This window comes from Pseudomonas sp. GM79, from assembly GCF_000282495.1.
Classification (GTDB): Bacteria; Pseudomonadota; Gammaproteobacteria; order Pseudomonadales; family Pseudomonadaceae; genus Aquipseudomonas.
The window spans coordinates 16,687-40,237 of the sequence record NZ_AKJE01000089.1; the positions used below are offsets into that span (position 1 = coordinate 16,687).

The window sequence follows — 23,551 nt, forward strand, 5'->3', positions numbered from 1 at the left end:
TGTTCGGCATCATCAACAGACCTTTCAGCCGAGAGGGTTTAACGGGGGATTAATGGACTTCTGGACCACCACGCAAGTATCGATTCTAGGGCTGGTTGAAGGACTCACAGAGTTTTTGCCCATCTCCAGCACGGGACACCAGATTATTGCCGCAGACTTGCTCGACTTCGGCGGTGAGCGAGCCATGGCGTTCAATATCATCATCCAGTTGGGGGCTATTCTGGCGGTCGTCTGGGAGTTTCGTCGCAAGATTCTGGAGATCACTACCGGTTTGCCAACCCAGCGTAATGCGCAACGTTTCACGCTGAATTTGTTGATCGGTTTCTTGCCGGCGGTTGTTCTGGGTGTGATGTTCGCCGACAAAATCCATGAGTATCTTTTCAACCCGATCACCGTTGCCGTGGCGCTGGTGATAGGTGGAATCATCATGTTGTGGGCGGAGCAACGTGAGCATGTGGTGGTTATCGAGCACGTTGACGAGATGCGCTGGACCGATGCCTTGAAAGTCGGTTGCGCACAGTGCCTGGCGATGATCCCCGGCACTTCGCGCTCGGGTTCGACGATTATCGGCGGGTTGCTGTTTGGCCTGTCACGCAAGACGGCTACCGAGTTTTCATTCTTCCTGGCGATGCCGACAATGGTGGGGGCCGCGGTGTACTCGGGCTATAAGTACCGCGACCTGTTCCAGTCCGCAGACTTGCCGGTGTTTGCCTTGGGATTTGTCGCCGCATTCCTCTTTGCGATGATTGCCGTGCGCGGTTTGCTCAAGTTCATCGCCAATCATAGTTATGCGGTGTTTGCCTGGTACCGGATTGCGTTCGGTTTGCTGATTCTGGCGACATGGTTTTTGGGGTGGATCGACTGGAACCATCTCTCGGAAGGCGCGTAGGTTTTCCTGGGCTTTGTGGCGAGCGAACTTGCTCGCGCTGGGCTGCGTAGCGGCCCCAAAAATCTGACAACCGATTTTTGTGAGTGCTACGCACTCAAGCGGGAGCAAGCTCCCTCGCCACAGGTTTCTTTGACTCAAGACTCCGGGCGGATCTAAATCTTGTTAACCCCTGCCAGTGGCAAGCTGATGCGCTGTTCACGCTGCAGGAAATTCATCATCAACAGCACCCGTTCCTCGCCGTCCATGGCCAGGAACACCGCCTCAAGATCGGAGAGCGGGCCTTCAGTGATGCGCACCGTATCTCCGTGCCTCAACAACGTTGTCACGATCGCCTGACTGTCTCGCTCCTGGAGCTCGTCGATCAGCGCATCACGGATCGGCAGTGGCTGACCGCCGAACCCGACGACTCGCGAAACACCGCGGGTCGAGCGCAGAGGGCCCCAACTGTCCTGAAGGCTCAGTTGAATAAACAGATAGCCCGGAAACAACGACTCGCTGATCACTCGACGCTGCCCGCGCAAAACGCGTTCGCGCCGGTAGGTCGAGCGAAAACAGGCATAGCCCTGACGCTGTAAATGTTCTTCGGCGCGCTCATCCTGTTTGGGTTTGCACTGAAGCAGATACCAGGCTTTGTCGGCGTGTTCTGCAATCGCGTTCATTCGAATTCCCTCCCAGCATCGATTTGCCTCAGCAGTTCGGCGGTCTTGTGCTGCATGAGCGAGCTGTCACCGCGGCTTTCCACGGTCAGGCACGTCTCGCCATCATCGTCCAGAAGACGCAAGCTGAGACGCCAGTCGGCAAAGACCAGGTTCAGCCCATCGCTCTCGTCGATGTCGAGGGCGTCGGCGGCGTAACGCTGCCTGATGCTCGCCAGCAACGCCGGACCATCCTTGACGTGACGGCGGATTTCCCCGGAAGAGGGGAAGGCACCGATGCGTTCCACCAGCAGCGCCGGCTGTTTCTGCACGCGAGGAAAGATCAGCTCCGACGCGTAGGCGCGCACGATGAGGTACGCGAGGTTGTTCTTAAGGTCAGCGCCATACGGGCGGCGACTGTCATCTGCCTTGAAACCGCTCAATGTCTTCATAGAGGCTTCGTCCATAGGGTAATAAAGACCAAAAAATCAATTCGATAACGCACACGTTTGTCAGGGTTCAGCGCCGTCACCAGGTGTTCTGATGCAGGTGCTCGAAACAGAAGTTGGTGGCTTCGATGTAACCTTCAGCGCCGCCGCAATCGAAGCGTTGGCCCTTGAACTTGTAAGCCAGCACGCAGCCATTTTGGGCCTGCTTCATCAAGGCGTCGGTGATCTGGATTTCACCGCCCTTGCCAGGTTCGGTGTCAGCGATCAGGTCGAAGATATCGGGCGTCAGAATGTACCGGCCGATAATGGCCAGGTTGGACGGGGCGTCTTCCGGGCGGGGCTTTTCGACCATGCTGTTGACCCGGTAAATCCCCTCGCGAATCAGCTCGCCGGCAATCACGCCGTACTTCTGAGTCTGCTCACGCGGCACTTCCTGAATCGCCACGATCGAGCAGCGGAACTGCTGATAGAGCTTGATCATTTGCGCCAGTACGCCATCGCCCTCAAGGTTCAGGCACAGGTCATCGGCCAGCACCACGGCGAATGGCTCATCACCGATCAACGACCGACCGCTGAGAATCGCGTGACCCAGGCCCTTCATCTCTACCTGGCGGGTATAGGAAAAAGTACAGGTATCGATCAGCTCTCGAGTGCCTTCCAGGTACCGCTCCTTATCGGTGCCACGAATCTGGTGTTCCAGTTCGAAGCTGACATCGAAATGATCTTCCAGCGCTCGCTTGCCCCGGCCAGTGACGATGGCCATATGTTGCAGGCCGGCGTCACGCGCTTCCTCGACGGCGTACTGGATCAGCGGCTTATTGACGATCGGCAGCATCTCCTTCGGCATGGCCTTGGTGGCGGGCAAAAAGCGGGTCCCATAGCCGGCAGCGGGGAATAGGCATTTACGAATCATGGAAGCGTCCTTGAAAGTAGACAGATGGAATGGCTAATGGCAGTAGGAAAGGTTCGACGGGTTGTCGGAACCGGTAACGCTGGAGAGTGCGGGCTCTAAATGGCTCGTTCACTCGAGAAAAATGTTGGCAACGCTGCATGGGCAGCGAAAGGCCTGTACGCCATGTTTCTCGCAAGGCGCAGGCAGAGAGAAAGATCGCGCGGTCGCTTGGTAGGCGAGCATGCCTGGTTGTTCCACTGCATGCTTCTGACGCAACCCGCTGTAAATAAAGTTATTGCCCAAGGCATCTCTTACCCAACTTCTAACCGAATGTCCGACGCCCTGGCAATTCACTAATGGAGCGGCTATATATTAGCCACTCGCTATTTCGGTGTAATTTAGATTGAACGGTCACGGGAAAACGGCAATTGTTAGAAATTGTCTGGATAAATTTTCGAACTGTTATATTCAGCGTTCAAAGAGCGAAATGTTATTTTTTGTCTGAAGAAAAAGTTGGGGGCTGTTCAAACGTCATGGTAATAAATACGCACTGATGGTTTGAAAGTTTCAGCTGCAGTTACTGGGGTTATACATACCCGGATTCATTCGTAGTTTAAAGCTCTTATGTTCGGCAAGTGCTATGTCACCGCCAATGTTGACAAGACGGGGAATGTTATCTTGCTTAAAAGGGTTTTGATTGTCTGCGTCGGCAATATTTGCCGCAGTCCCACCGCGGAGCATCTGCTGCGCGGGGCACTCGTTCATTCCGATATCGAGGTCAGTTCGGCTGGTCTCGCTGCCTTGGTGGGCAAACCCATCGAGCCGACAGCACACGCCCTACTCAAAGAGCATGGTCATCTGCCCGATGGGCATGAGGCCGCTCAACTCACGCCTCAAGCCGTCAGCGAGGCGGACTTGATTCTGGTGATGGAGCGACGGCATGTCAGCGGGGTACTCAACATTGCCCCTGAAGCGCGAGGCAAAGTGTTGCTATTGGGCAAATGGCAAGACGATCGCGAAATCAGCGACCCCTACCGTCAAGGCAAACCTGCATTTGTGCACGCTTATGCGTTGATCGAAGAAGCCGTACTCGCATGGGCACAGCGCCTGGCGCGCTGATGGCCACTCCTTTTTGAATCGTAATACAGGCAAAGAATCCGACTTATGCAGCAAGCACCGGTAGTTAACGTGCGGGACGACGACAATGACGAGATTGATCTTCTCGGCTTGTTTGGAACACTCATCGACCATAAATGGCTGATTGCCGCGGTTACCGGTGCCTTCATGGTCGCTGGGGCCGCGTACGCGGTGATTGCGACCCCGGTATACCAGGCGAATGCGCTGTTGCAGGTTGAAGCGAAAAAGAACGATTTGTTGGGTTTCTCCGATGTCAGCAGTATGTTGGGAAAAGAATCGCCTTCGGCGACCGAGATCGAACTGATCAAGTCTCGTGCGGTGATTGGCAAAGCGGTTGACAACCTGAAACTTGATATCGTCATACAACCGATGTACTTCCCGGTGGTCGGTGAGTTCCTGGCTCGTCGATTCCAGAGTAAAAATCCCGGTGAAATAGCCGACCCCTTGTTGGGGTTGAACAGTTTCGCCTGGGGAGGGGAGTCGCTGAAGATATTCAAACTGGATCTTCCCGACTCGCAACTGGGCAAGAAGTTGACCCTGACCGCGGGTGAAAATGGTCATTACACCTTGGTGGACGAAGACGACAACCTATTGGCAGCCACCCAGACTGGGCAACTTTTCGAACAAAATGGCGTTGCGTTCCAGATAGAGGAAATGCACGCCAATCCTGGAACCCGCTTCAGAATCATCCGCAATTCTCGCCTGACCAGCATCCTCGACTACCAAGAGGATTTGGATGTAGCCGAGCGCGGAAAAGAGTCGGGCATGATCGGGCTGGCGCTGGAAAGCACCGATCCGAATCAGGCCATCAAAACACTCAATGAAATTGCCGCTATTTATGTGCGGCAAAACGTAGAGCGCACTTCAGCTGAGGCAGCGCAGAGCCTGGCGTTTCTCAAAGAGCAACTTCCGGTGGTCAAGCAGGACCTGGAAAAAGCCGGGAATGCCTTGAATGAATACCAGACGCGCAGCAAGTCCGTGGACATCACGCTCGAAACCAAAGCCATTCTTGATCAGATTGTCGGGCTTGATACCAGCATCTCCGAGTTGAAATTGCAGCAAGCCGAGATGGACCGCAAATTCACCCGCCAACATCCCGCCTATCGCGCCTTATTGACTCAGATCGGTGAGTTGACCAGCAAGCAGAAAAGTTTGGCGTCCAAGGTGGAGGGCCTTCCCTCCACCCAGCAAGAACTGCTGAGCCTTACCCGGGATGTAGAGGTCGGTACTGCCATTTATACCCAGTTGCTGAACAAGTCTCAGGAACTGGATGTGATGCGCGCGGGCACCGTCGGTAACGTGCGTCTGATCGACACCGCGGACGTCAATTTCCTCAAGCCGGTCAAACCGAAAAAAGCCTTGATTGTATTGATCGCCACCATTCTTGGCGGTTTCCTGGCGGTGGCCCTGGTGCTGGTACGCAAGGCACTGAACCGAGGGCTGGAAAGTCCCGAAGCCATTGAGCAACTTGGGTTGCCGGTCTACGCGTCGATTCCTTACAGCATTTTGCAGAAAACCGAAGAAGACAAAGTCTCCCGCGGACGAGGGCGCTCCGGGGCAGGTACTACGTTGCTGGCCGTCAGCCATCCTACCGATCTGGCAATTGAGGCACTGCGCAGTTTGCGTACCAGTCTGCACTTCGCCATGCATGAGTCCGACAATAACCGCCTGATGATTTCCGGGCCCAGCCCTCAGGTGGGTAAAACCTTCGTGTCGGTTAACCTCGCGGTGGTGATAGCACAAACCGGGTTGCGGGTATTGCTGATCGACGTCGACATGCGCAAGGGCTATCTGCACAAAGTGTTAGGTGTTTCTTCAGACAATGGGCTCTCCGATATCCTGGCCCGGCGCTGCGATGTGGCCACCGCTATCCATAAGACCGAAATCGACAACTTCGATTTTGTCAGTCGAGGCCAGATCCCGCCCAATCCTTCCGAGTTACTGATGCACGCCAATTTCAGCGCGCTATTGGAACAGGCGAGTGAACTCTACGATCTGGTGATTCTCGATACGCCGCCACTACTGGCGGTGACAGATGCGGCGATCGTCGGACGCCAGTCCGGGACCAATCTGATTGTTACGCGCTATGGCCTGAACCCGGCGAAAGAAATCGAGTTGACGGTCCGCCGGTTCTCCCAGAATGGCGTCGCCATTAAAGGTGCGATTTTTAACGGCGTGGAGAGAAAGGCCTCCAATAAATATGGTTACAGTGATTATGGTTATTACCACTATGACTACGCCTCTGACAAAAGTTGATGAGTATTAATAGGGTCGCGTCATAAGTTTAGATTTTTGACGGCGTTACTGTTCTTGAATATTTATCGTTATTGCTGCGCCGGGTCATTAGCCAATAGGCATGATCAAACCGATATTTCATGGAAACCACCACGTCCTGAGGAAAATGACGAAAAATCCTGGGGCGGTAGCGTGTCTTATGCCGCCTCCTTCCTCATCGGTCATTCTCACCGCCGAACTTTAAGGCTATCAAAGAGCCTAGGGTTACTTCGGTTTTCAGTGGGCGGCGTGAGCCAAAAAACAACGTTTGTATCACAGGTAATCATCATGAAAGTTACTGTATTCGGAATTGGCTACGTAGGTCTTGTTCAAGGGGCGGTGCTCGCTGAGATTGGCCACGATGTAATTTGTGTGGACATAGATGAGCAAAAAGTAAGAAATCTGGAACAGGGGATCATTCCAATCTATGAGCCTGGACTGGAAGCCTTAGTTAAAGAGAATTACAGTGCTGGAAGATTGAAATTCACTACAGATGCTATGACTGCAGTGAAACATGGAGAGGTTCAATTCATTGCGGTAGGCACTCCTCCTGATGAGGATGGATCTGCGGACCTAAAATATGTGCTGGCCGTTGCAGAAACGATAGCAAGTAACATTGAGAGCAATTGTATTATCATTAACAAATCTACCGTTCCTGTTGGGACGGCCGATAAAGTGAGAGACCGAGTTACGAGCGTACTTTCTGAACGCGGTCGCACTGATCTCTCATTTGACGTTGCATCGAATCCAGAATTTTTAAAAGAAGGTTCTGCAGTATCTGACTGCATGCGTCCAGATCGGATAATTGTCGGAACAGAGCAATCTAGCACAGAAGAAGTCATACGTGACCTCTATGCTCCATTCAATCGAAATCACGAAAAAATAATTGTCATGGATATTCGCAGCGCTGAGCTGACGAAATATGCAGCTAACTGCATGCTTGCTACAAAAATCAGCTTTATGAATGAGATTTCTAACTTGTCAGAAATGCTCGGGGCTGATATCGAAATGGTACGAAAAGGCATAGGTTCAGATCCAAGAATTGGTTATCACTTCATCTATGCTGGATCCGGCTATGGTGGATCTTGCTTTCCCAAAGATGTAAAAGCTCTCATTCAAGCTTCCGAACAGCTAGACTTTGATGCAACACTTCTGAAGTCGGTAGAAGCAAGAAACAACGATCAAAAGAGCGTGATTTTCAGAAAAATAATTAACCACTACGATGGAAATATTGCAGGAAAAACATTCGCTCTTTGGGGTTTAAGTTTTAAACCGAATACGGATGATATGCGTGAAGCACCTAGTCGCGTACTGATTGAAGCTCTATGGAAAAGTGGCGCCAAGGTTAGAGCGTATGATCCGGAGGCGATGGAAGAAACTCAACGTATTTACAGCAATCGTGATGACTTGAGTCTATGCGGAACCAAAGAAGAGACTTTAAAAGAAAGCGATGCATTAATCATCATTACCGAATGGCAGGCCTTCAAAGCGCCCGATCTGGATCAAATTAAAAGCCAGCTTCGCGAGCCTGTAATATTTGACGGAAGAAATCTTTTCAACCCTCAAAAGCTTAAAGACAAAGGCATTAAGTATTACTCCATAGGCCGCCAGTAGCTTTGCAAGTGAAGTGGGGGGCTTTAGTCCTGGACAGTTTGGCAACTGGCAGCCATGCATTTAAGCTGTCAGAAGATGAAATAATCATGTATTCGTTTTCGGCATACTAGCGCCATTGCAATGATATCACTGTTCCAGCATCCATCCGGGTCCATATATTACTGTATGACCTGGATCTTGCTGGTCATCTCAGCCAACTTGGTCAGACACAAAAGCGATCAGGTATTGAAGTCAACTACTTAAACAATTGGCTACCAAGACCACAATGAACATACTGAAATCGAAATCACTTCACTTGCTATGCGTTCGAATTATCGGCGCCATAGCAGTACTGCTTGCAAATATTGTTATTCTGAAAATAGAAAGCAGTGATTTGGCAGGCCTGTTTCTTGTTGTTTACACTATATTTCAGATCTCCGCAGTCATAGCGCGCTTCGGATCGGACATCCACTTAGTAAGAAATTACTACAAACAATCCAGCGAGGAAGTGCAGGACTGCTTCAATCAATCTGTAGTGGTTAGCCTTTTGATGGGCTCAATACTGATCCCAATGACATACTTTCTTGGAAGTTTCTACGTCCAACACTGGAGTGACATATCAAGCACTAGCAATAATCACTCGTCAATACTTCTAATATTTTTATTGATTCCTCTGTTTTCTGCCGCCAATACGGTTTTTTTTATATATCAAGCCAGGCATAAGACCATCATTCAAATCCTGGGTATCAATGTCATTCAGCCCTGGATTTTTTTGGCCTTTTATCTAGCGATTAAGCTAGCCATCCACTTTGATTTTCTGTCCTTAGCTCCCGACACAACGATTGTAGCTTCCTTCTATGCCTCCATTTTAATTTACATGATTATCTCTGCTGTGCTTGCAAAAAACGCAAGCATGACGTGGGCGCCAATATCTGCACTATCAAAAAAATCACTCAATAAGATTCTAGCCTCACAACTGAAGTTTGCTTCCGCAACAATAGGAACCCAGCTAGTTGGTTGGTTGCCCTTTCTGTTAGCCTCGTTGCTTTTAGGCGCTTCATTTGCTTCGGTCTTTAACATACTCCAAAGACTGGCAATGCTTTCAATCTTTATATCGGTATCAATAAATTCTATATCCGCGCCTCAGTTTTCAGAGCTTTCCAGTCGATCCAACTATCAAGCCATAAAAAAAATATTCTGGTCCAATACAAAGAAGTTAACTTCCTTCTCCTGCATTTATCTGTTTTTTCTGCTGTTCTTAGTAAGGTTTAGCGGGCAAATACCGGAAAACTTCCATGTTGCATGTTATATCGTATTGTTTGGCTATTTTGTAAATTGCTCTACGTCGGTATGCGGGTATTATTACCAGAACGCTTCAAGTATTTACCATCTTAACGTAGCACTATATTTGACTGTTGCACTGTCTCCCTTCGTGACTTATTGGCTTTTAGGTGCCTGGGGTGTGTTGGGGGCTGCAGTTGCCATCGGGAGTACCATTGCATGCATTAATGCAATTCTATTCCCTCTAGCCGCAATAGAACTTAATCGGCGCACATCGACAATGGCCATTAGTTCAATTCAATCGTAGCTAAACTATCAGGTTCGTTATGACGTACACACAGAGCCAAGTACAGGTTAACTTCCTTGTTGTGGTTTACTCTACCAGTCCTGGTTTAACCACTACGCTCAAGTCCCTAGCCACCCTGGATTTTCAATCGGCAAGAATTCTTCCAAGGTTTTCAATTTGGGATAACTCTGAACAGGGGTTTGGAGAGGCATCAATCCCCACGCTGCCTGGTGAAGTAACGTATCACCACAGCGGAAAAAACGAGCCCCTTTCAAAAGTATACAACGCACTAATCTCCCGCAGTGCGGATTCGGACTACTTTATAGTTTTGGACGACGACTCCAGCATAACGAATGATTATATATCCAGTTTGGATGTGTTTTTCAGAAGCAGTGTGCCAGTCGCTGTACCTCAAATTTTGTTCAATAATAGCCTTATATCGCCTGGAACCATAAAGGGGGTTCGCGGCAGAGCGTTGAACTTGCAAGATCTGGTGACTGGTCCCGTCCCGTCCAAAAGTATCGTGGCAATGATGAGTGGGACTGTCATATCTAAAGAAGCGCTGTCGCGGGGGCTGAAGTTTGATGAACGCTTGAGTTTTTATGGGGTTGATACACGGTTTTTTATCGACTATGCAAACATATACAGCGAAATATTCATTCTCAAAGCATCAATTCCTCATAGCTCGGCACTCCGAGAGAACGGGCAAGCTTATACCAAAAAGGTTCAGCGATTCCGGAACCTCATACTGTCGCGGCCGCTAGTTTTCGATTACGTCAAGCATCACAAATTTAAAATATCATTATATGTTCTGTTGTTTAGCCTAAACACATGCCTTAAAGAAAAAAATATCAGGTATTTATCCCTGATGTTACTTTCGCTGCACATACTGAACCCAAGGAAATCCTATGCGAGATGAAATACTTTGCCTTCATCAAAGCTCCGAACTGTACGGTTCAGATCGAAGTTTTCTTGCGGCGATTGAATCGATTTCCGCAAAAAAGAAAATCTATTGCATTCTACCTTTTCTTGGGGAGCTCTCTGCTCTAGTTAAATGCATCGGGGCCGAAATAGAGTATTATCCCTACGGAATACTGAGAAAACAAAAGCTGAAAACCCCAATCAGCTATGGCATAGAGCTAATTAAGGCAACCTTGTATTACGCAAAGAAATATAAGGAGTTTAATGCAATATACATAAACACGACCGTTATGGTGTCCGCGCTGCTTGCTGCTGGGTTTTATAGATTTTCGAAGAAGAGTTTCTTTTGCCACATCCGAGAAATTCCAGACAAAAAACTCATAGTGATCTTCCGTTTACTTCTGCGGTTCTCAGGTGCAAAATTAATATTCAATTCCGAGGCTACGAAGGCCGCTTTTAACCTTCCGGGAACAGTGATTTACAATGGTGTAGCCCCCCTTTACAGCGTCCCGTCGATGCCTACTGAAAGAGATCGTAAGAATCTACTTTTGATCGGCAGGATAAACACATGGAAAGGGCAAGACTTTTTTATTGATGTAATTGGAAAGATAGCCAATAACGCCGGAGATGACCTTCACATAAGGATAGTGGGTAGCCCTTTTGAGGGGTACGAATACCTGGAAAAGGATTTAATCGAAAAAGTAAACTCATATGGGATCTCCGACAATGTCGAGTTTTTCCCTTTTTGCTCGGATCCAACCGAGCACTTTCAATGGGCAAGTTATGTTGTTGTCCCCTCCACGAAACCGGAGCCGTTCGGTCGAGTAGCGATCGAAGCGTTCTCCGTCGGAAAACCAGTGATAGCTGCGGGCCATGGTGGCCTGGTAGAGATCGTTAACCACGAACAAGATGGTTTTCTCTTCATCCCTGCCAATCAGAGCAGCCTTGAGGATGTCCTGCTAAAACTTCCTCCGCCTAGTAGCCCGCTGTACGAAAAGCTGAGCAAGTCTGCACTGGATACGTATTACAAGAAATTTTCATTAAAAAGCTATAAAGAACACATAAACTCAACGCTAAAAAGTTCATATTAAAAACTAGGTCAAGTCACGCCATAGGAATGTCATGAGACTTATCATGTTTCATGTGTTCTTTGTTTTTTCAATATTTAGAATCGATTAAAAGCACGTTAAAAATTTCAGGTAACTCTGAGAGCCCATTACATTGAAAGAACCAAAAAGCGCCTCTATGAAAAACCTCTATATCCTCGGCATCCGCGGCGTCCCCGCTAAACATGGCGGTTTCGAAACCTTCGCCGAAAAGCTCTCTCTCTACCTGGTCAAGCAGGGCTGGAAAGTCACTGTCTACTGCCAGGAAGAGGGTTCCGGCGGTATATCGACCAGTGAATGGAAGGGTGTTCATCGGATTCATATCCCGATCACCAATACCGGCGTGGCGGGCACGGTGTTTTTCGACTGGAAGGCCACCGTCCATGCGCTGGGCCAGAAGGGATTGTTTCTAACCCTTGGCTACAACACGGCGGCGTTCAATATTCTGCAGAGGATCAAGGGCCAGACCAATGTCATCAATATGGATGGCATTGAATGGCGGCGGGAGAAGTGGGGGCTCGTGGCGAAAACCTGGTTCTGGCTGAACGAGCGGGCGGGTTGCTGGATCGGCAACCACCTGGTGGCCGACCACCCGAAAATCAAGGATCACCTGGTCACCCGGGTCAAGGATTCGAAGGTCACCATGATCCCCTATGGCGGGGACCGGGTGAACGAGGCGGACTCGGCCGCCCTGGCCGGTTACGGGCTGGAGCCCCATGGTTTCTCGGTGGTTATCGCCCGGCCGGAGCCGGAGAACTCCTTTCTGCAGGTCGTCAAGGCTTTCAGCAGCAAGCGCCGTAACCACAAGTTGGTGGTGCTGGGCAACTTCACGCCAGAGAAGAACGAGTACCACAAGCGGGTGATGGACGCGGCCGGCGAGGAAGTGATCTTCCCCGGCGCCATCTATGAGGCGGCGGTGGTCCGGGCCCTGCGGTTTTTCAGCCGCTTTTACATCCATGGCCATCAGGTAGGGGGCACCAACCCTTCGCTGGTGGAGGCATTGGGCGCTGGCTGCTCGGTGATTGCCCATAACAACCATTTCAACCGTTGGGTTGCCGGTGATGCGGCGGTGTATTTCGACGACGAGCACGACTGTGCGAAGTTGTTCGAGAAGTACCTGCGCGACGACCACAACCATTTGATCGCGGCGATGAAGGCTGAAAGCACCCGCCGCTTCAACGAAAAGTTCACTTGGGAAAACATCCTTTCCCAATATGAAAAATTACTGATCCAGTGGTACCCCAGGGAGTACAGCAAGTGACCCAACGTATTATCGTCACCGGCGGTGCCGGTTTTATCGGCTCCGCCGTCGTTCGCCATCTGATCGACAACACGGATGTGAGCGTGCTCAATATCGACAAACTCACCTACGCCGGCAATACCGAATCCCTGGCGTCGGTGGCGGGCAGCCCCCGGTATGAATTCCAGCAGGTGGATATCTGCGACACGGCGGCGTTGCACGAACTGTTCGCGCGTTTCCAGCCTGATGCGGTGATGCACCTGGCGGCCGAGTCCCATGTGGATCGTTCCATCGACAGCCCATCGGATTTCATCCAGACCAACATCGTTGGCACCTATAGCATGCTGGAGGCCAGCCGCCGCTACTGGTCTGGGCTGGCGGTGGAGCAGAAGCAGGGCTTTCGCTTCCACCATATCTCCACCGATGAAGTCTATGGCGACCTGGAAGGCACCGACGACCTGTTCACCGAGACCACGCCCTACGAGCCGAGCTCGCCGTACTCGGCATCCAAGGCCGGCTCCGACCACTTGGTGCGCGCCTGGCACCGCACGTATGGCCTGCCGGTGCTGGTCACCAACTGTTCGAACAACTACGGGCCTTTCCACTTCCCCGAGAAGTTGATCCCCCATGTGATTCTCAATGCCATCCATGGCGAACCGCTGCCGGTGTATGGCGATGGGTCGCAGATCCGCGATTGGCTGTTTGTCGAAGACCATGCCCGAGCGCTGTTCGAAGTAGTGTCGCGCGGCACCGTGGGCGAAACCTACAACATCGGCGGGCACAACGAGAAGCGCAACCTGCAAGTGGTGGAAACCATCTGCGAACTGCTCGATGAGCTGCGCCCCCGCGATGAAGAGCTGGGTTCATACAAGGAACTGATCACCTTCGTCACCGACCGCCCCGGGCATGACCGTCGTTACGCCATTGATGCGAGCAAGATCGAGCGTGAGCTCGGTTGGCGACCACAGGAAACCTTTGAAAGCGGCCTACTCAAAACGGTTCAGTGGTATCTGGATAATCAAGAGTGGTGGCAACGAGTCCTTAACGGTGAGTACCGCCCGGAGCGTCTTGGCCATATCGGTTAAACCATTCAACCCCTGCCTCTATTCAACTCTGAAGGGAATCCTCATATGAAAGGCATCATTTTGGCGGGCGGCTCCGGCACTCGCTTGCATCCTATTACCCGTGGTGTATCCAAACAGCTGCTGCCGGTCTACGACAAGCCGATGATTTATTATCCGCTGTCGGTATTAATGCTGGCGGGCATTCGCGAGATATTGATTATTTCCACGCCGCAGGACTTGCCCAACTTCCAGAACCTGTTGGGTGATGGCTCTTCTTTCGGCATTGAACTCAGTTATGCCGAACAACCTTCTCCCGATGGTCTGGCCCAGGCCTTCCTGATAGGCGAGGATTTTATCGGCGACAGTAATGTGGCGCTGATTCTTGGCGACAACATCTTCTACGGTTACGGCTTCAGCGCCTTGTTGCGCGAAGCGTCACAACGACAGACCGGTGCCACCGTCTTCGGTTATCGAGTCAGCGATCCGGACCGTTTTGGTGTTGTCGAGTTCGACAGCGACGGCAAGGCGATCTCGATCGAAGAGAAGCCTAAACATCCGAAGTCCGACCATGCCGTCACTGGCTTGTATTTCTACGACAACGATGTGGTGAGCATTGCCAAGCAAGTCAAACCTTCGATCCGCGGCGAGCTTGAAATCACTGACGTGAACAACGCGTATCTGCAGCGCGGGGATTTGCACGTCAGTGTGTTGGGACGTGGTTTTGCCTGGCTGGACACCGGGACCCATGATTCGTTGATGGAGGCCGGGCATTTCGTCCAGACCATCGAAGCGCGTCAGGGTTTGAAAGTGGCTTGTCTGGAGGAGGTGGCCTACCACCAGGGTTGGTTGTCGGCCGCGGAACTGGATAAACAAGCCACCGCGTTACACAAAACCGGTTACGGCCAATATCTGGCACGGGTGCTGAATACGGAGCCTGCGAAATGAATGTCATCAACACCCGGTTGCCTGGTGTACTGATCATCGAGCCTAAAATCTTCGGCGATGCCCGCGGGTTCTTTCTCGAGAGCTATCACCAGCAGCGTTATCGCGACGCCGGCATCGAATTGCCTTTCGTCCAGGACAATCACTCGCGCTCGCAATATGGCGTGTTGCGTGGTTTGCACTTCCAAAAGACCCGGCCCCAAGGCAAGTTGGTGCGGGTCACCCAAGGTGCGGTGTATGACGTAGTTGTGGACATCAATCCCCAATCCCCCACCTGTGGTGAACATGTGGGCGTCAAGTTGACCGCCGACAACCATCTTCAGCTTTGGGTGCCGCCGGGTTATGCCCACGGTTTCTGTGTGCTGAGTGATACCGCTGATTTTCAATACAAATGCACCGATCTGTATTACCCCGAGGACGAGGGTGGTCTGCTCTGGAATGACCCGGAGTTGGACATTGCCTGGCCGTTGGAGTCGCCTGTACTCTCGGAAAAAGACTTGCGCAACCCGCGCTTGCGTGCGGTGTTGAATGGCGAATGACGGATGAATAAGGGTCTATAGTTATATTAACTATTTATGACCTGATGTTATTTAGCCTTGAATGTCCAACAACAATAGGGTTTTGCGGAATAAGAAGTCGGGAAAATCCTGACGAATAATAACAACAGACCCTGAGGGCAAGTGACTCATGCCCATAAAAATGTATTAAAAATACCTTTTTATGCGCTGAATTTCTTTGAAAATCGCCATTTTCCGTCAATAGGTCCAGTCTGATTCTGGCCCTCTGTCAATGATGTGATGAGGTTTGGTATATGGCGTGCAGCACCTATAAATGACATGCTCCAAAGGAGGCAATGCGCATGAGTTGGCTGGTTCAATCGGTCGGTTTCATTCGTTCTGCTGTTCCATTCCTGGTCCCTTAGTATCAAATCTTATAGAGAGTTGATGTCGAGAAGGAGTCTGATATGAAGAAACTAATTACGGCCAGCTTGCTGGTTGTCATGAGCACGGCGGCGTGGGCGGCGGAAGAACCATTGACCGAACCACTAAGCTTGAACACCCCGTTAGTCGGGGGAGTAACAGTTGCCGAAACCGTGGTGATCGGCGCGGCTATCGCTGGCGCTGCAGTAGCCGCTTCAAACTCCGGTGGCAGTTCCAATGGTGGTACCTCCGGAACAGGCGGCACCACCGGAACCGGTGGTACTACCGGTACCAACTAATACCCCGCGAAGTGTGTTGTTCAAGATCACTCAGAGCTTTCTGGGTGATCTTGTTTTAGATTTGCCCTCGACTAGCGTAGTGCCATTATGATCCGTAGATTATCTGTTGTTATGCTGGCAAGTATCAGCTTGTCCGGCTGTATGTTTTCGCCTGGTCAACACATGGACACCAGTCAAATGGTCAGTGACGGCTCTCCGGAGAGTAGCCGGGTGGAACTTATTCCCATCACTCCTAAATTGATTGCCATGGATGCGGCCACGAAAGTTCGCGAATCGGTCCCCGCTGCGTTGTTGTCCTATGTTCCGGGCGGTTATCGCGTGGGCGCCAATGATCTGTTGTTTATCACGGTCTGGGATCATCCCGAGTTGACGGCGCCTTCAGGGCCGCAACAGCAAATCGATGCCAACGGTCGTCTGGTGCGCCCGGACGGCACGCTGTTTTATCCCTACATCGGTAATATTCCGGCCGCCGGTAAAACCATCGAAGAGTTGAGAGCCTTTATCGCCGAGCGCTTGTCGCAATTTGTCGAAAGCCCTCAGGTCGACGTCAGCGTACTGCGCTTCGCCAGCCAGACCGTGGTGATTTCCGGTGCGGTGATCAAAGCCGGCCAGCAACCGATCACCACTACCCCGTTGAGTGTGGTGGAGGCCGTTGGCGCGGCCGGGGTGGACCCTTTGAACGCAGACTTGTCGGGCCTGACGCTGACCCGGGACGGGCGCGAATACAAACTGGATCTGGACACGCTCAATCGTCAGGACTCACAGCTGCAGGGCGTCTACCTCAAGGGTGGCGACCGGTTGTACTTGCCTTATAACGACCAAAAGCGAATCTATGTCATGGGTGAGGTCAACCAGCCTCGCGCGCTGAGCTTCAAGAGCAAATCGATCAACCTGACCGATGCCTTGGGCACTGTGGGTGGCTTGAACCAGACCACCTCCAATGGCAACGCGGTGTACGTGATTCGCGGTGCGGACAACCTGGAAACCGAACCGGCCAAGGTATTCCAGCTTGATGCAGAATCGCCTTCCGCTTTGGTGCTGGCCACCCGTTTCGACTTGCAACCGCAAGACATCGTCTATGTCGGCCCGGCCGGCGTGACGCGCTGGAACCGTCTGATCACCCAGCTCCTGCCTACCGCTAGTGTCCTCGGGACCGGTGCCAGCTCAGTTAACGACCTCAGCGAAGCCAACAGCAGATAAGGCTCTATCCCGCCGTGAAAATTTTGCCTACCTGTGCCTGTCTGTCGATGGCGCTCTTGCTGTGCGGGTGTAACCCGTTGATGAAGGCCTCCTGGCACACCCTGGAATCCTCCATCACAGGACCTGCCTCCATCAACCTGACCCGCGCTCAGGTCGACGCCGTGCCGTATCCGCAGATCCTGGTCACCACCATCTCCAGCGAGGGGGTGATGGCCTTGGCTCGCCGGCGGGGCGACCTGCAGTTCTGGGTCGCTTCTGGCAAGCAAGTATTGATGATGCGCGACGGTCTGGTGGTACGCACCGTCGGGCTGGGCGTTTCTCTTGACGGCACTCGCTTTAATGAAGAGTCGCCGTTCAAGCGCGGCCTTCAGCATTTGCCTGATGGCTATACCAGCACGCGCTGGATTGACATCTATGACGGCAACCGTATCGGCATTGCGGTCGACAGCCGTTTCAGCACCCATGGCATCGAGACCATCAGCATTCTGGACAAGGATTACGCCTTGCTGCGCATCGACGAGCAGGTGGATGCACCCACCCTGAATTTCCACGCCACCAACCGCTACTGGGTCGACCCCCAGGACGGTTTCATCTTGCGCAGCGAGCAGCACCTGACGCCGCAATTGTTCCTGAAAATCGTGCAGTTACGCCCTGATCGGGGGGCTGCCCGTTGAAGTGTCCGAACCTTTTGTTGCTGGGTTTGTTCTTGATTGGTCCGGGCATGAGCCAGGCAGCCGTCACGGTGAGTGGTGATGTGCGCAGCCCCGGGCCCATCGACGTCAAACCCGGTGCACGTTTGATGGACGTCATTCGAGAGGCCCAACCCAACGCCGAAAGTTACTGGCTGGGTGCTGCGTGGCTGCACCGCTCATTGGAGGATCAGCAAACGCGTTTGAAGGCCGGTGTCTTGTTCGATCTGAAGTTGCTACAACGGGGTGCCTTGCTGGATGGCAAGGGCACGCGAGCAGACTTGAGCAAGCGCCTGTATGAGCAGATCGAGCGGCTGCCGGTCACCGGGCGTCAGGTCGCGGTGCTCGACCCGATTGCCGTGGAAGTGGGCTTCGCCCGCAACGCTTTGCTGGATGATGGTGACCGACTTATTTATCCCGCGCGGCCGTCCACTGTTGAAGTCCTTGGGGCAGTCGCGCAGCCCTGTCATGTGCCTTACCGCGGCCTGCAGGAAGTCCGTGCTTATGCTCTGGACTGCAACATTCTCGACGATGCCGAACGCGATTATTTATGGCTGATTCAGCCCGACGGCCAGGTGCGGCGTGTGGGCGTGGCGGCATGGAACCGTGAGGAGGGCGTCGTGGCTGCTCCTGGCAGCAAGATCCTGGTGCCGATCAGGAACGACGACCTTGAGGTGCCGACTCCCGAGCTCAATCAACAACTGGCCGAGTTTCTCGCCACTCAACCCTTGGCTGAGGTGGCCCCTTGAAGTGCCCCTTTAAGTTACGTTTTGCTGCTGTATTGCTCCTGCCCTGCGGATTTGCTCACGGTGAACCACGCTACACCCAGAGTGATTTTGGTGGCGTCGGTCTGTTACAGACCCCCACCGCGCGCATGGCCCCCGTGGGGGAGTTGAGCGCCACGGCCAGTCGTACCGATCCTTACACCCGCTATGGTTTTTCCTTGCAGCCGCTCGATTGGCTGGAGGGCTCGTTTCGTTACACCGCGATCACCAACCGTAAGTACGGCCCTGAAGACTTTAGCGGCGATCAGAGCTTCAAAGACAAGGCCATCGACATCAAGGCGCGGCTTTGGGAAGAAAGTCACTGGGCCCCACAGGTCGCCGTTGGTGCCCGGGACATCGGCGGTACCGGGTTGTTTTCCAGCGAGTATTTCGTCGCCAACAAGCGTTATGGCGACCTGGATTTCAGCCTTGGCATTGCCTGGGGCTATCTGGGTAATCGGGGGGATTTCAGCAATCCGCTGGCGGTCTTCGGCAGCAAGTTCAACGACCGGCCAGAAAGCACGGCGGCTATCGCCAGGGCAGGGGACGTGAACACCAACGCGTACTTCAGGGGTCACCCTTCGTTGTTTGGCGGGATCGCCTATCAAACACCGTGGGCACCGCTGAGCCTGAAGCTCGAGTACGAGGGCAACGATTACAAGAATGAACCGCTGGACAACTCGATCAAGCAAGACCTGCCGATCAACATCGGCGTGGTCTACAAACTCGCGGACAGTATCGATCTGAGTGCTGGCTGGGAGCGTGGCAATACGGCGATGTTCGGCATCACCCTGCACACCAACTTTGTCAGCCGTAAGGCGCCGGTAAAGACCTATGACCCTCCCGCCGAGCCATTGCCGGTGCAGGCACCGTCGACTCCGGCTGATCAGGTCAATTGGGCCGATGTCTCCGACCGGCTACAGCAAAATGCCGGCTACAAGGTGAAGCGCATCACTCAGCGTGGCTCCGAGTTGATGGTCTATGGCGAGCAGTCTCGCTATTTTTATCCGTCCAAAGCCGTCGGGCGAGCCAGCCGGATTCTTGATAACAGCGTCAATCAGGACATCGATTGGTTCACCCTGGTGAACCAGCGCTATGACATGTCCATCGAAGAAACCAGCGTGCCGCGCGAAACGTTCCGCGCGGTCGTGAACAACGACCAGCCGCTGAAGGATCTGCACCGTACGACCGAGGTCAACCCGGCGATGGCGCACCGGGAAACCACGCTCTACACCCAGGCGCTGGAACCGTTCACCTATGGCCTCGGCCTGGGCTACAAACAGAACATCGGTGGCCCCGACGGACTGATCTATCAGTTCACCGCCGATGCCGATGCGGAGTACCGTTTCACCCGCAATACCTGGTGGAGCGGCTTGCTCAGTGTCAACCTGCTGAACAACTACGACAAGTTCACCTACGATGCGCCGAGCGGGCTGCCGCGAGTGCGCACCGATTTGCGTCAATACATGACCACCTCCGATGTGATGATGCCGACGTTCCAGTTTAACCATGCAAAACAGCTGGATCAGGACTTGTATGGCATGGTCTACGGCGGCTATCTGGAATCCATGTACGCTGGCGTTGGCAGCGAAGTGCTGTATCGACCCACAGGGAAACGCTGGTCGGTGGGCGCTGACCTGAACTTCGTACGCCAGCGCGATTATGATCAGGGCTTCGGTCTGCGTGGTTACAACACCGTGACGGGCCATGTCACCAGCTATACTGAGCTGCCCAATGACATGCTTGCAGCGGTCAGTGTCGGGCGTTATCTGGCGCGGGACTGGGGCACCACCGTCGACTTGTCGCGGGTGTTCAAGAACGGTGTGAAGTTTGGCGCCTGGGTCACGCTGACCAGCGCGTCGAAGGAGGAGTATGGCGAGGGCAGCTTCGACAAAGGGATCTATGTTTCCATCCCGTTCGACGAACTGATGAGTACCTCCACCATGCGTCGGGCCAACATCGTCTGGGCGCCACTGACCCGCGATGGCGGTGCACGCCTGAATCGTGCCTACTCGCTGCAGACCATGACCGACGGACGTGATAGCGACCTGTTCTACAACAACTTCGAGAAAATTACCGAATGATCACGTGGCTCAAGGGCTTGGTCGAATTACCATTCTGGCTGCGGGGCCTGGTCTTTGCCTCGGTGACCGTGATTCTGCTCTTCGCGGGTTTGCGCTCCCAGCCGATCCCGGAGCTGTTCGTCGAAGAGGACAAGCTCCATCACTGGATCGGCTTTCTGATATTTGCGTGCAGCTGCCGCTTGGCCTTTCCCAATGTGAAGTTTCGCTGGATAGCCGTGGGGTGTTTGCTCACCGGCGTACTCATCGAGGCCGCGCAAGGTTTGATGCCGCTGCGCACGGCGTCGCCCTACGACATGCTGGCAAATACTGTCGGCGTGTTGATGGGGTTATTGATTTCAAGGTACTGGGTGCGCTGAAAAGGCACGAAATACCAACCAGCCTACCGGCATGTTGCAACCGCTGATCCTCTCTCCATCCCCCTCCAGTAACACCTCTCTTACCGATGGCACGAACACCCTCGACCCGCTTGATGTAATCGGCGTCGAGGATCCCATCCGGCCGTTCAATTTCATACCCAGGGTTTATCTTGCCGTTAGCGGGCCCAGCGCTGGCGGCAGCGTATGACCGAAGCAGAGTGGATGGCCTGGCCTCTGAAAGTCTATATAAATAACTGCGAAAAAAGCTTGCTTTAGAAACTATTGGGTTTTGAGAACTTTATGTATTTGCTCAAGATAGTCGAATCCAAATTTTTTAGTGGGTTCAATATAAGAGCCTTCCCCGAACTCGTTCCAGCAGCAAACAATGATTGTGTTTAGCGTTTTTTTGGGGTGGCCAAGAAGTTCTGCTTTTGCCCTGGATAAATGCTCCGAAAACTCCTCTGGGGTGCTGTAGGAGTTGTCGTGCGCTGGATCGCTGCTTCCACCCCAAGGAGTTCTATCCCACCCCGAGGTCACTGGGATGACGTAAGGCAAGGGGCTTGTTCTCAACGTAAAGCTCCAGGATTGGGAGTAGCCATCCATCAGCTCCGAATAGCTTTTGGATAGAGTACGAATCTCTGGAGTTTTTGACGGTCCGTACTGATAATTATAGGCGCTCACTGCATCATACGTTTGATTTGGTAATTCAAGTGTTAGTGAGTCTTTTTTTGAACCTGGCGTCCCAATGAAAAAAATTCCGTTGAGCCCAGATTTTTTTGCTAGCTTACGCGCTCTCGTTAGTAGTTCCTTGGGCGATGAACCAAATTTCGCTGAGTCTCTACTTAGCATGTCTGAAGAAAATAAATACACTACAGGCTTGCCGTCGATCTTTTTGTATTTTGGATTTTTGAAGTAATTCAATATCCAGTAATTAATTATTTCGTCGAACTGTGACATGCTTTCCGGAGTGTTCGTATGGTTCGCCCATAGTAGAGCAAACTCTACGTTGTAGTCCTTAGAGTTCTTTATGTATGAGTCTATAGCGTAGGTGCGGTTTTTTACACCTGTTCCTTGATCCCAATACCAATCATAGGCAATGAAGTTTATACCGTATTTTTCCATCCATTGCAGGTGCCTTCTCGTCACCTCATCCGACCCCTCTGTGTACCATCCTAGAAGCGGCTCTCGTTCGGGATGCGCTTTGATTTTCGCCCAGCCATCTACATCAGGCCTTTTCCAGCCGGGATAATAGTAGACTCCGACGTCAATAGCATATGTGGTGGAAGTTATCAGGGATAGAAATGAAAGAGAAGTAACTAGTAGCTTTTTCAAAATGGCACCGTGAGTCCTAGATATTAGTGGGTTTGGCAGTGCTCAGTGATTGGGAGATGGGCTTTGTCTTGTTTTTATTGGATGACATAAATGGTTTTTCGATGAATAGATAAGTGATGACGGAAGTGCCAGACACTACGAGTAGTACGACAGGGAGAAGTGCGATAAATGTGAAAACCCCTGCTTTGGAAAAGTCAAAAATATTGAATGTCGAGAATGCCCAGTAAAGTATAAGTCCATGAGTAAGGTAGATGCTATAACTTACTTCTCCGAGCGATTTAAGTCCACGGTTTTTCAGTAAACCAAATATGTCGTTTCCAAGGCTAATGATAGCGAATGGAACCGCGAGAAACAGCATTTGGAGTGTTGAATATTCTTCATGTTGAAAGAGTGCAGTTGCAATTAATATTGTGGCAATAAATGCAGCGCCTTTTCCTTGCAATAGGGGGACTGCGTAGGAAAGGTGTTTTTTGATTAGGATCGGGATAAATCCGAGAAAAAATAGCTGGAAAAGACTGGGTTTAATGAGGTTGTTATAAAATCCTAACGTCACTAGTGCAAGGGTGAGTAATGAAAGTAATAGGTAGGCTCTTGGGCCATTTTTTCGGAACAAGATAGCTATGAGTGGAAGTGTTAAATAGAAAATCCACTCGTAGCCTAAGGTCCAATGAGCTCCAGCAGTCATTCGGATACTGTCCTGGAATCCATTAAATGATGCCCCGAAGAAAATTAGCCATTTTAGTGTTTCTTTTGCTAATACGCCGAGGTGAACAAATTTGAATTCTGTTTTGATAAGGGTGGTAAGAATAAGTGCCGCGAACACAAATAGATATAGCGGCATGATGCGGCGTACACGTGAGCTGAGCAGTTTGGCCCAGTTGGGGTGTGACTCATAAATTTTTCCTAGAAAAAGAAATCCGGTGATCATGAAAAATAATGAAACCGGGACGGCACCTAGGTTGTTTAATAGATCGCTATCAGGGCGCGACCAAACTCCAGTTGTTTTCCAATAGTATGTGGTGATGAAGTGGTGGCACACTACTGAAGTTGCAAGGATTCCTCGAAGCGCATCTAATGGTGAGGAGCGATCTAGGATTTGTTGAGTTAGCAATGTGGAGTAGCTGAATAGTTTGTTTAGTAATGCTATTGATAATGTATATAGCAGTAGTAACGCTGCGATAACTGTCATTTTGGAAAG

General features: G+C 51.8%; 21 protein-coding genes. 16 read left to right on the plus strand and 5 right to left on the minus strand.

Features of this window, described 5'->3' with window-relative positions; genetic code table 11:
* Nucleotides 1–52 precede the first annotated feature (52 nt).
* Complete coding sequence (locus tag PMI36_RS05945; protein ID WP_008074713.1) at nucleotides 53–889, plus strand: undecaprenyl-diphosphate phosphatase; 837 nt, start codon at nucleotides 53–55, stop codon at nucleotides 887–889.
* Nucleotides 890–1,041: 152 nt separating this feature from the next.
* On the opposite strand, the gene rfaH is transcribed toward PMI36_RS05945, so the two are convergent.
* The 3 genes from rfaH to galU all read right to left on the minus strand — a co-directional run bounded on the left by rfaH (nucleotide 1,042) and on the right by galU (nucleotide 2,886).
* Nucleotides 1,042–1,548 carry a transcription/translation regulatory transformer protein RfaH gene (rfaH, locus tag PMI36_RS05940; protein ID WP_008074714.1) on the minus strand — a complete coding sequence of 169 codons (507 nt, stop codon included), beginning with the start codon at nucleotides 1,546–1,548 and terminating at the stop codon, nucleotides 1,042–1,044.
* Nucleotides 1,545–1,976, minus strand: coding sequence for a hypothetical protein (locus PMI36_RS05935; protein WP_008074715.1), 432 nt, complete (start codon nucleotides 1,974–1,976; stop codon nucleotides 1,545–1,547). The genes rfaH and PMI36_RS05935 overlap by 4 nt, the downstream gene beginning before the upstream one ends.
* A gap of 76 nt (nucleotides 1,977–2,052) precedes the next feature.
* Entirely contained in the window at nucleotides 2,053–2,886 is an 834-nt protein-coding gene (gene galU, locus PMI36_RS05930; protein ID WP_008074716.1) for a UTP--glucose-1-phosphate uridylyltransferase GalU, read from the minus strand.
* A 603-nt stretch (nucleotides 2,887–3,489) separates the two neighbouring features.
* Between galU and PMI36_RS05925 the strand changes: the two genes are divergently transcribed.
* From PMI36_RS05925 to PMI36_RS05850, 15 genes are all read left to right on the plus strand, one after another.
* Nucleotides 3,490–3,984 (plus strand): low molecular weight protein-tyrosine-phosphatase, encoded by a 495-nt coding sequence (locus PMI36_RS05925; protein WP_008074717.1) that lies wholly within the window; start codon nucleotides 3,490–3,492, stop codon nucleotides 3,982–3,984.
* 45 nt (nucleotides 3,985–4,029) lie between these two features.
* Nucleotides 4,030–6,258 carry a polysaccharide biosynthesis tyrosine autokinase gene (locus PMI36_RS05920; protein WP_008074718.1) on the plus strand — a complete coding sequence of 743 codons (2,229 nt, stop codon included), beginning with the start codon at nucleotides 4,030–4,032 and terminating at the stop codon, nucleotides 6,256–6,258.
* A gap of 306 nt (nucleotides 6,259–6,564) precedes the next feature.
* On the plus strand, nucleotides 6,565–7,890 hold the full coding sequence (locus tag PMI36_RS05915; protein WP_008074719.1) for a UDP-glucose dehydrogenase family protein: 1,326 nt from the start codon (nucleotides 6,565–6,567) through the stop codon (nucleotides 7,888–7,890).
* 265 nt (nucleotides 7,891–8,155) lie between these two features.
* Entirely contained in the window at nucleotides 8,156–9,457 is a 1,302-nt protein-coding gene (locus PMI36_RS05910) for a hypothetical protein (RefSeq protein WP_008074720.1), read from the plus strand.
* Between the two features lie 887 nt (nucleotides 9,458–10,344).
* Entirely contained in the window at nucleotides 10,345–11,448 is a 1,104-nt protein-coding gene (locus PMI36_RS05900; protein ID WP_008074722.1) for a glycosyltransferase family 4 protein, read from the plus strand.
* Nucleotides 11,449–11,602: 154 nt separating this feature from the next.
* Nucleotides 11,603–12,724, plus strand: coding sequence for a DUF1972 domain-containing protein (locus PMI36_RS05895; RefSeq protein WP_032830602.1), 1,122 nt, complete (start codon nucleotides 11,603–11,605; stop codon nucleotides 12,722–12,724).
* Nucleotides 12,721–13,788, plus strand: a complete 1,068-nt coding sequence (rfbB, locus tag PMI36_RS05890) for a dTDP-glucose 4,6-dehydratase (RefSeq protein ID WP_008074724.1) — start codon at nucleotides 12,721–12,723, stop codon at nucleotides 13,786–13,788. Before PMI36_RS05895 ends, rfbB begins: the two co-directional genes overlap by 4 nt.
* Nucleotides 13,789–13,833: 45 nt before the next feature.
* Entirely contained in the window at nucleotides 13,834–14,712 is an 879-nt protein-coding gene (gene rfbA / locus PMI36_RS05885) for a glucose-1-phosphate thymidylyltransferase RfbA (protein ID WP_008074725.1), read from the plus strand.
* The gene (gene rfbC / locus PMI36_RS05880) at nucleotides 14,709–15,248 is read left to right on the plus strand and encodes a dTDP-4-dehydrorhamnose 3,5-epimerase (protein ID WP_008074726.1); all 540 of its coding nucleotides are present in this window, start codon (nucleotides 14,709–14,711) and stop codon (nucleotides 15,246–15,248) included. The genes rfbA and rfbC overlap by 4 nt, the downstream gene beginning before the upstream one ends.
* Nucleotides 15,249–15,673: 425 nt before the next feature.
* On the plus strand, nucleotides 15,674–15,928 hold the full coding sequence (locus PMI36_RS05875) for a hypothetical protein (protein WP_008074727.1): 255 nt from the start codon (nucleotides 15,674–15,676) through the stop codon (nucleotides 15,926–15,928).
* Nucleotides 15,929–16,015: 87 nt separating this feature from the next.
* Entirely contained in the window at nucleotides 16,016–17,128 is a 1,113-nt protein-coding gene (locus PMI36_RS05870) for a polysaccharide biosynthesis/export family protein (RefSeq protein ID WP_177319503.1), read from the plus strand.
* A 14-nt stretch (nucleotides 17,129–17,142) separates the two neighbouring features.
* Complete coding sequence (locus PMI36_RS05865; RefSeq protein WP_008074729.1) at nucleotides 17,143–17,802, plus strand: YjbF family lipoprotein; 660 nt, start codon at nucleotides 17,143–17,145, stop codon at nucleotides 17,800–17,802.
* Nucleotides 17,799–18,566, plus strand: coding sequence for a capsule biosynthesis GfcC family protein (locus tag PMI36_RS05860; protein ID WP_008074730.1), 768 nt, complete (start codon nucleotides 17,799–17,801; stop codon nucleotides 18,564–18,566). The genes PMI36_RS05865 and PMI36_RS05860 overlap by 4 nt, the downstream gene beginning before the upstream one ends.
* Complete coding sequence (locus tag PMI36_RS05855) at nucleotides 18,563–20,665, plus strand: YjbH domain-containing protein (RefSeq protein WP_008074731.1); 2,103 nt, start codon at nucleotides 18,563–18,565, stop codon at nucleotides 20,663–20,665. Before PMI36_RS05860 ends, PMI36_RS05855 begins: the two co-directional genes overlap by 4 nt.
* Nucleotides 20,662–21,021, plus strand: coding sequence for a VanZ family protein (locus PMI36_RS05850; protein WP_008074732.1), 360 nt, complete (start codon nucleotides 20,662–20,664; stop codon nucleotides 21,019–21,021). Before PMI36_RS05855 ends, PMI36_RS05850 begins: the two co-directional genes overlap by 4 nt.
* A 279-nt stretch (nucleotides 21,022–21,300) precedes the next feature.
* Here the strand turns inward: PMI36_RS05850 and PMI36_RS05845 are convergent, their stop codons facing one another.
* The gene (locus PMI36_RS05845) at nucleotides 21,301–22,353 is read right to left on the minus strand and encodes a glycoside hydrolase family 99-like domain-containing protein (RefSeq protein WP_238543594.1); all 1,053 of its coding nucleotides are present in this window, start codon (nucleotides 22,351–22,353) and stop codon (nucleotides 21,301–21,303) included.
* A gap of 16 nt (nucleotides 22,354–22,369) precedes the next feature.
* Nucleotides 22,370–23,542 carry an acyltransferase family protein gene (locus PMI36_RS05840; RefSeq protein ID WP_008074734.1) on the minus strand — a complete coding sequence of 391 codons (1,173 nt, stop codon included), beginning with the start codon at nucleotides 23,540–23,542 and terminating at the stop codon, nucleotides 22,370–22,372.
* Nucleotides 23,543–23,551 lie beyond the last annotated feature (9 nt).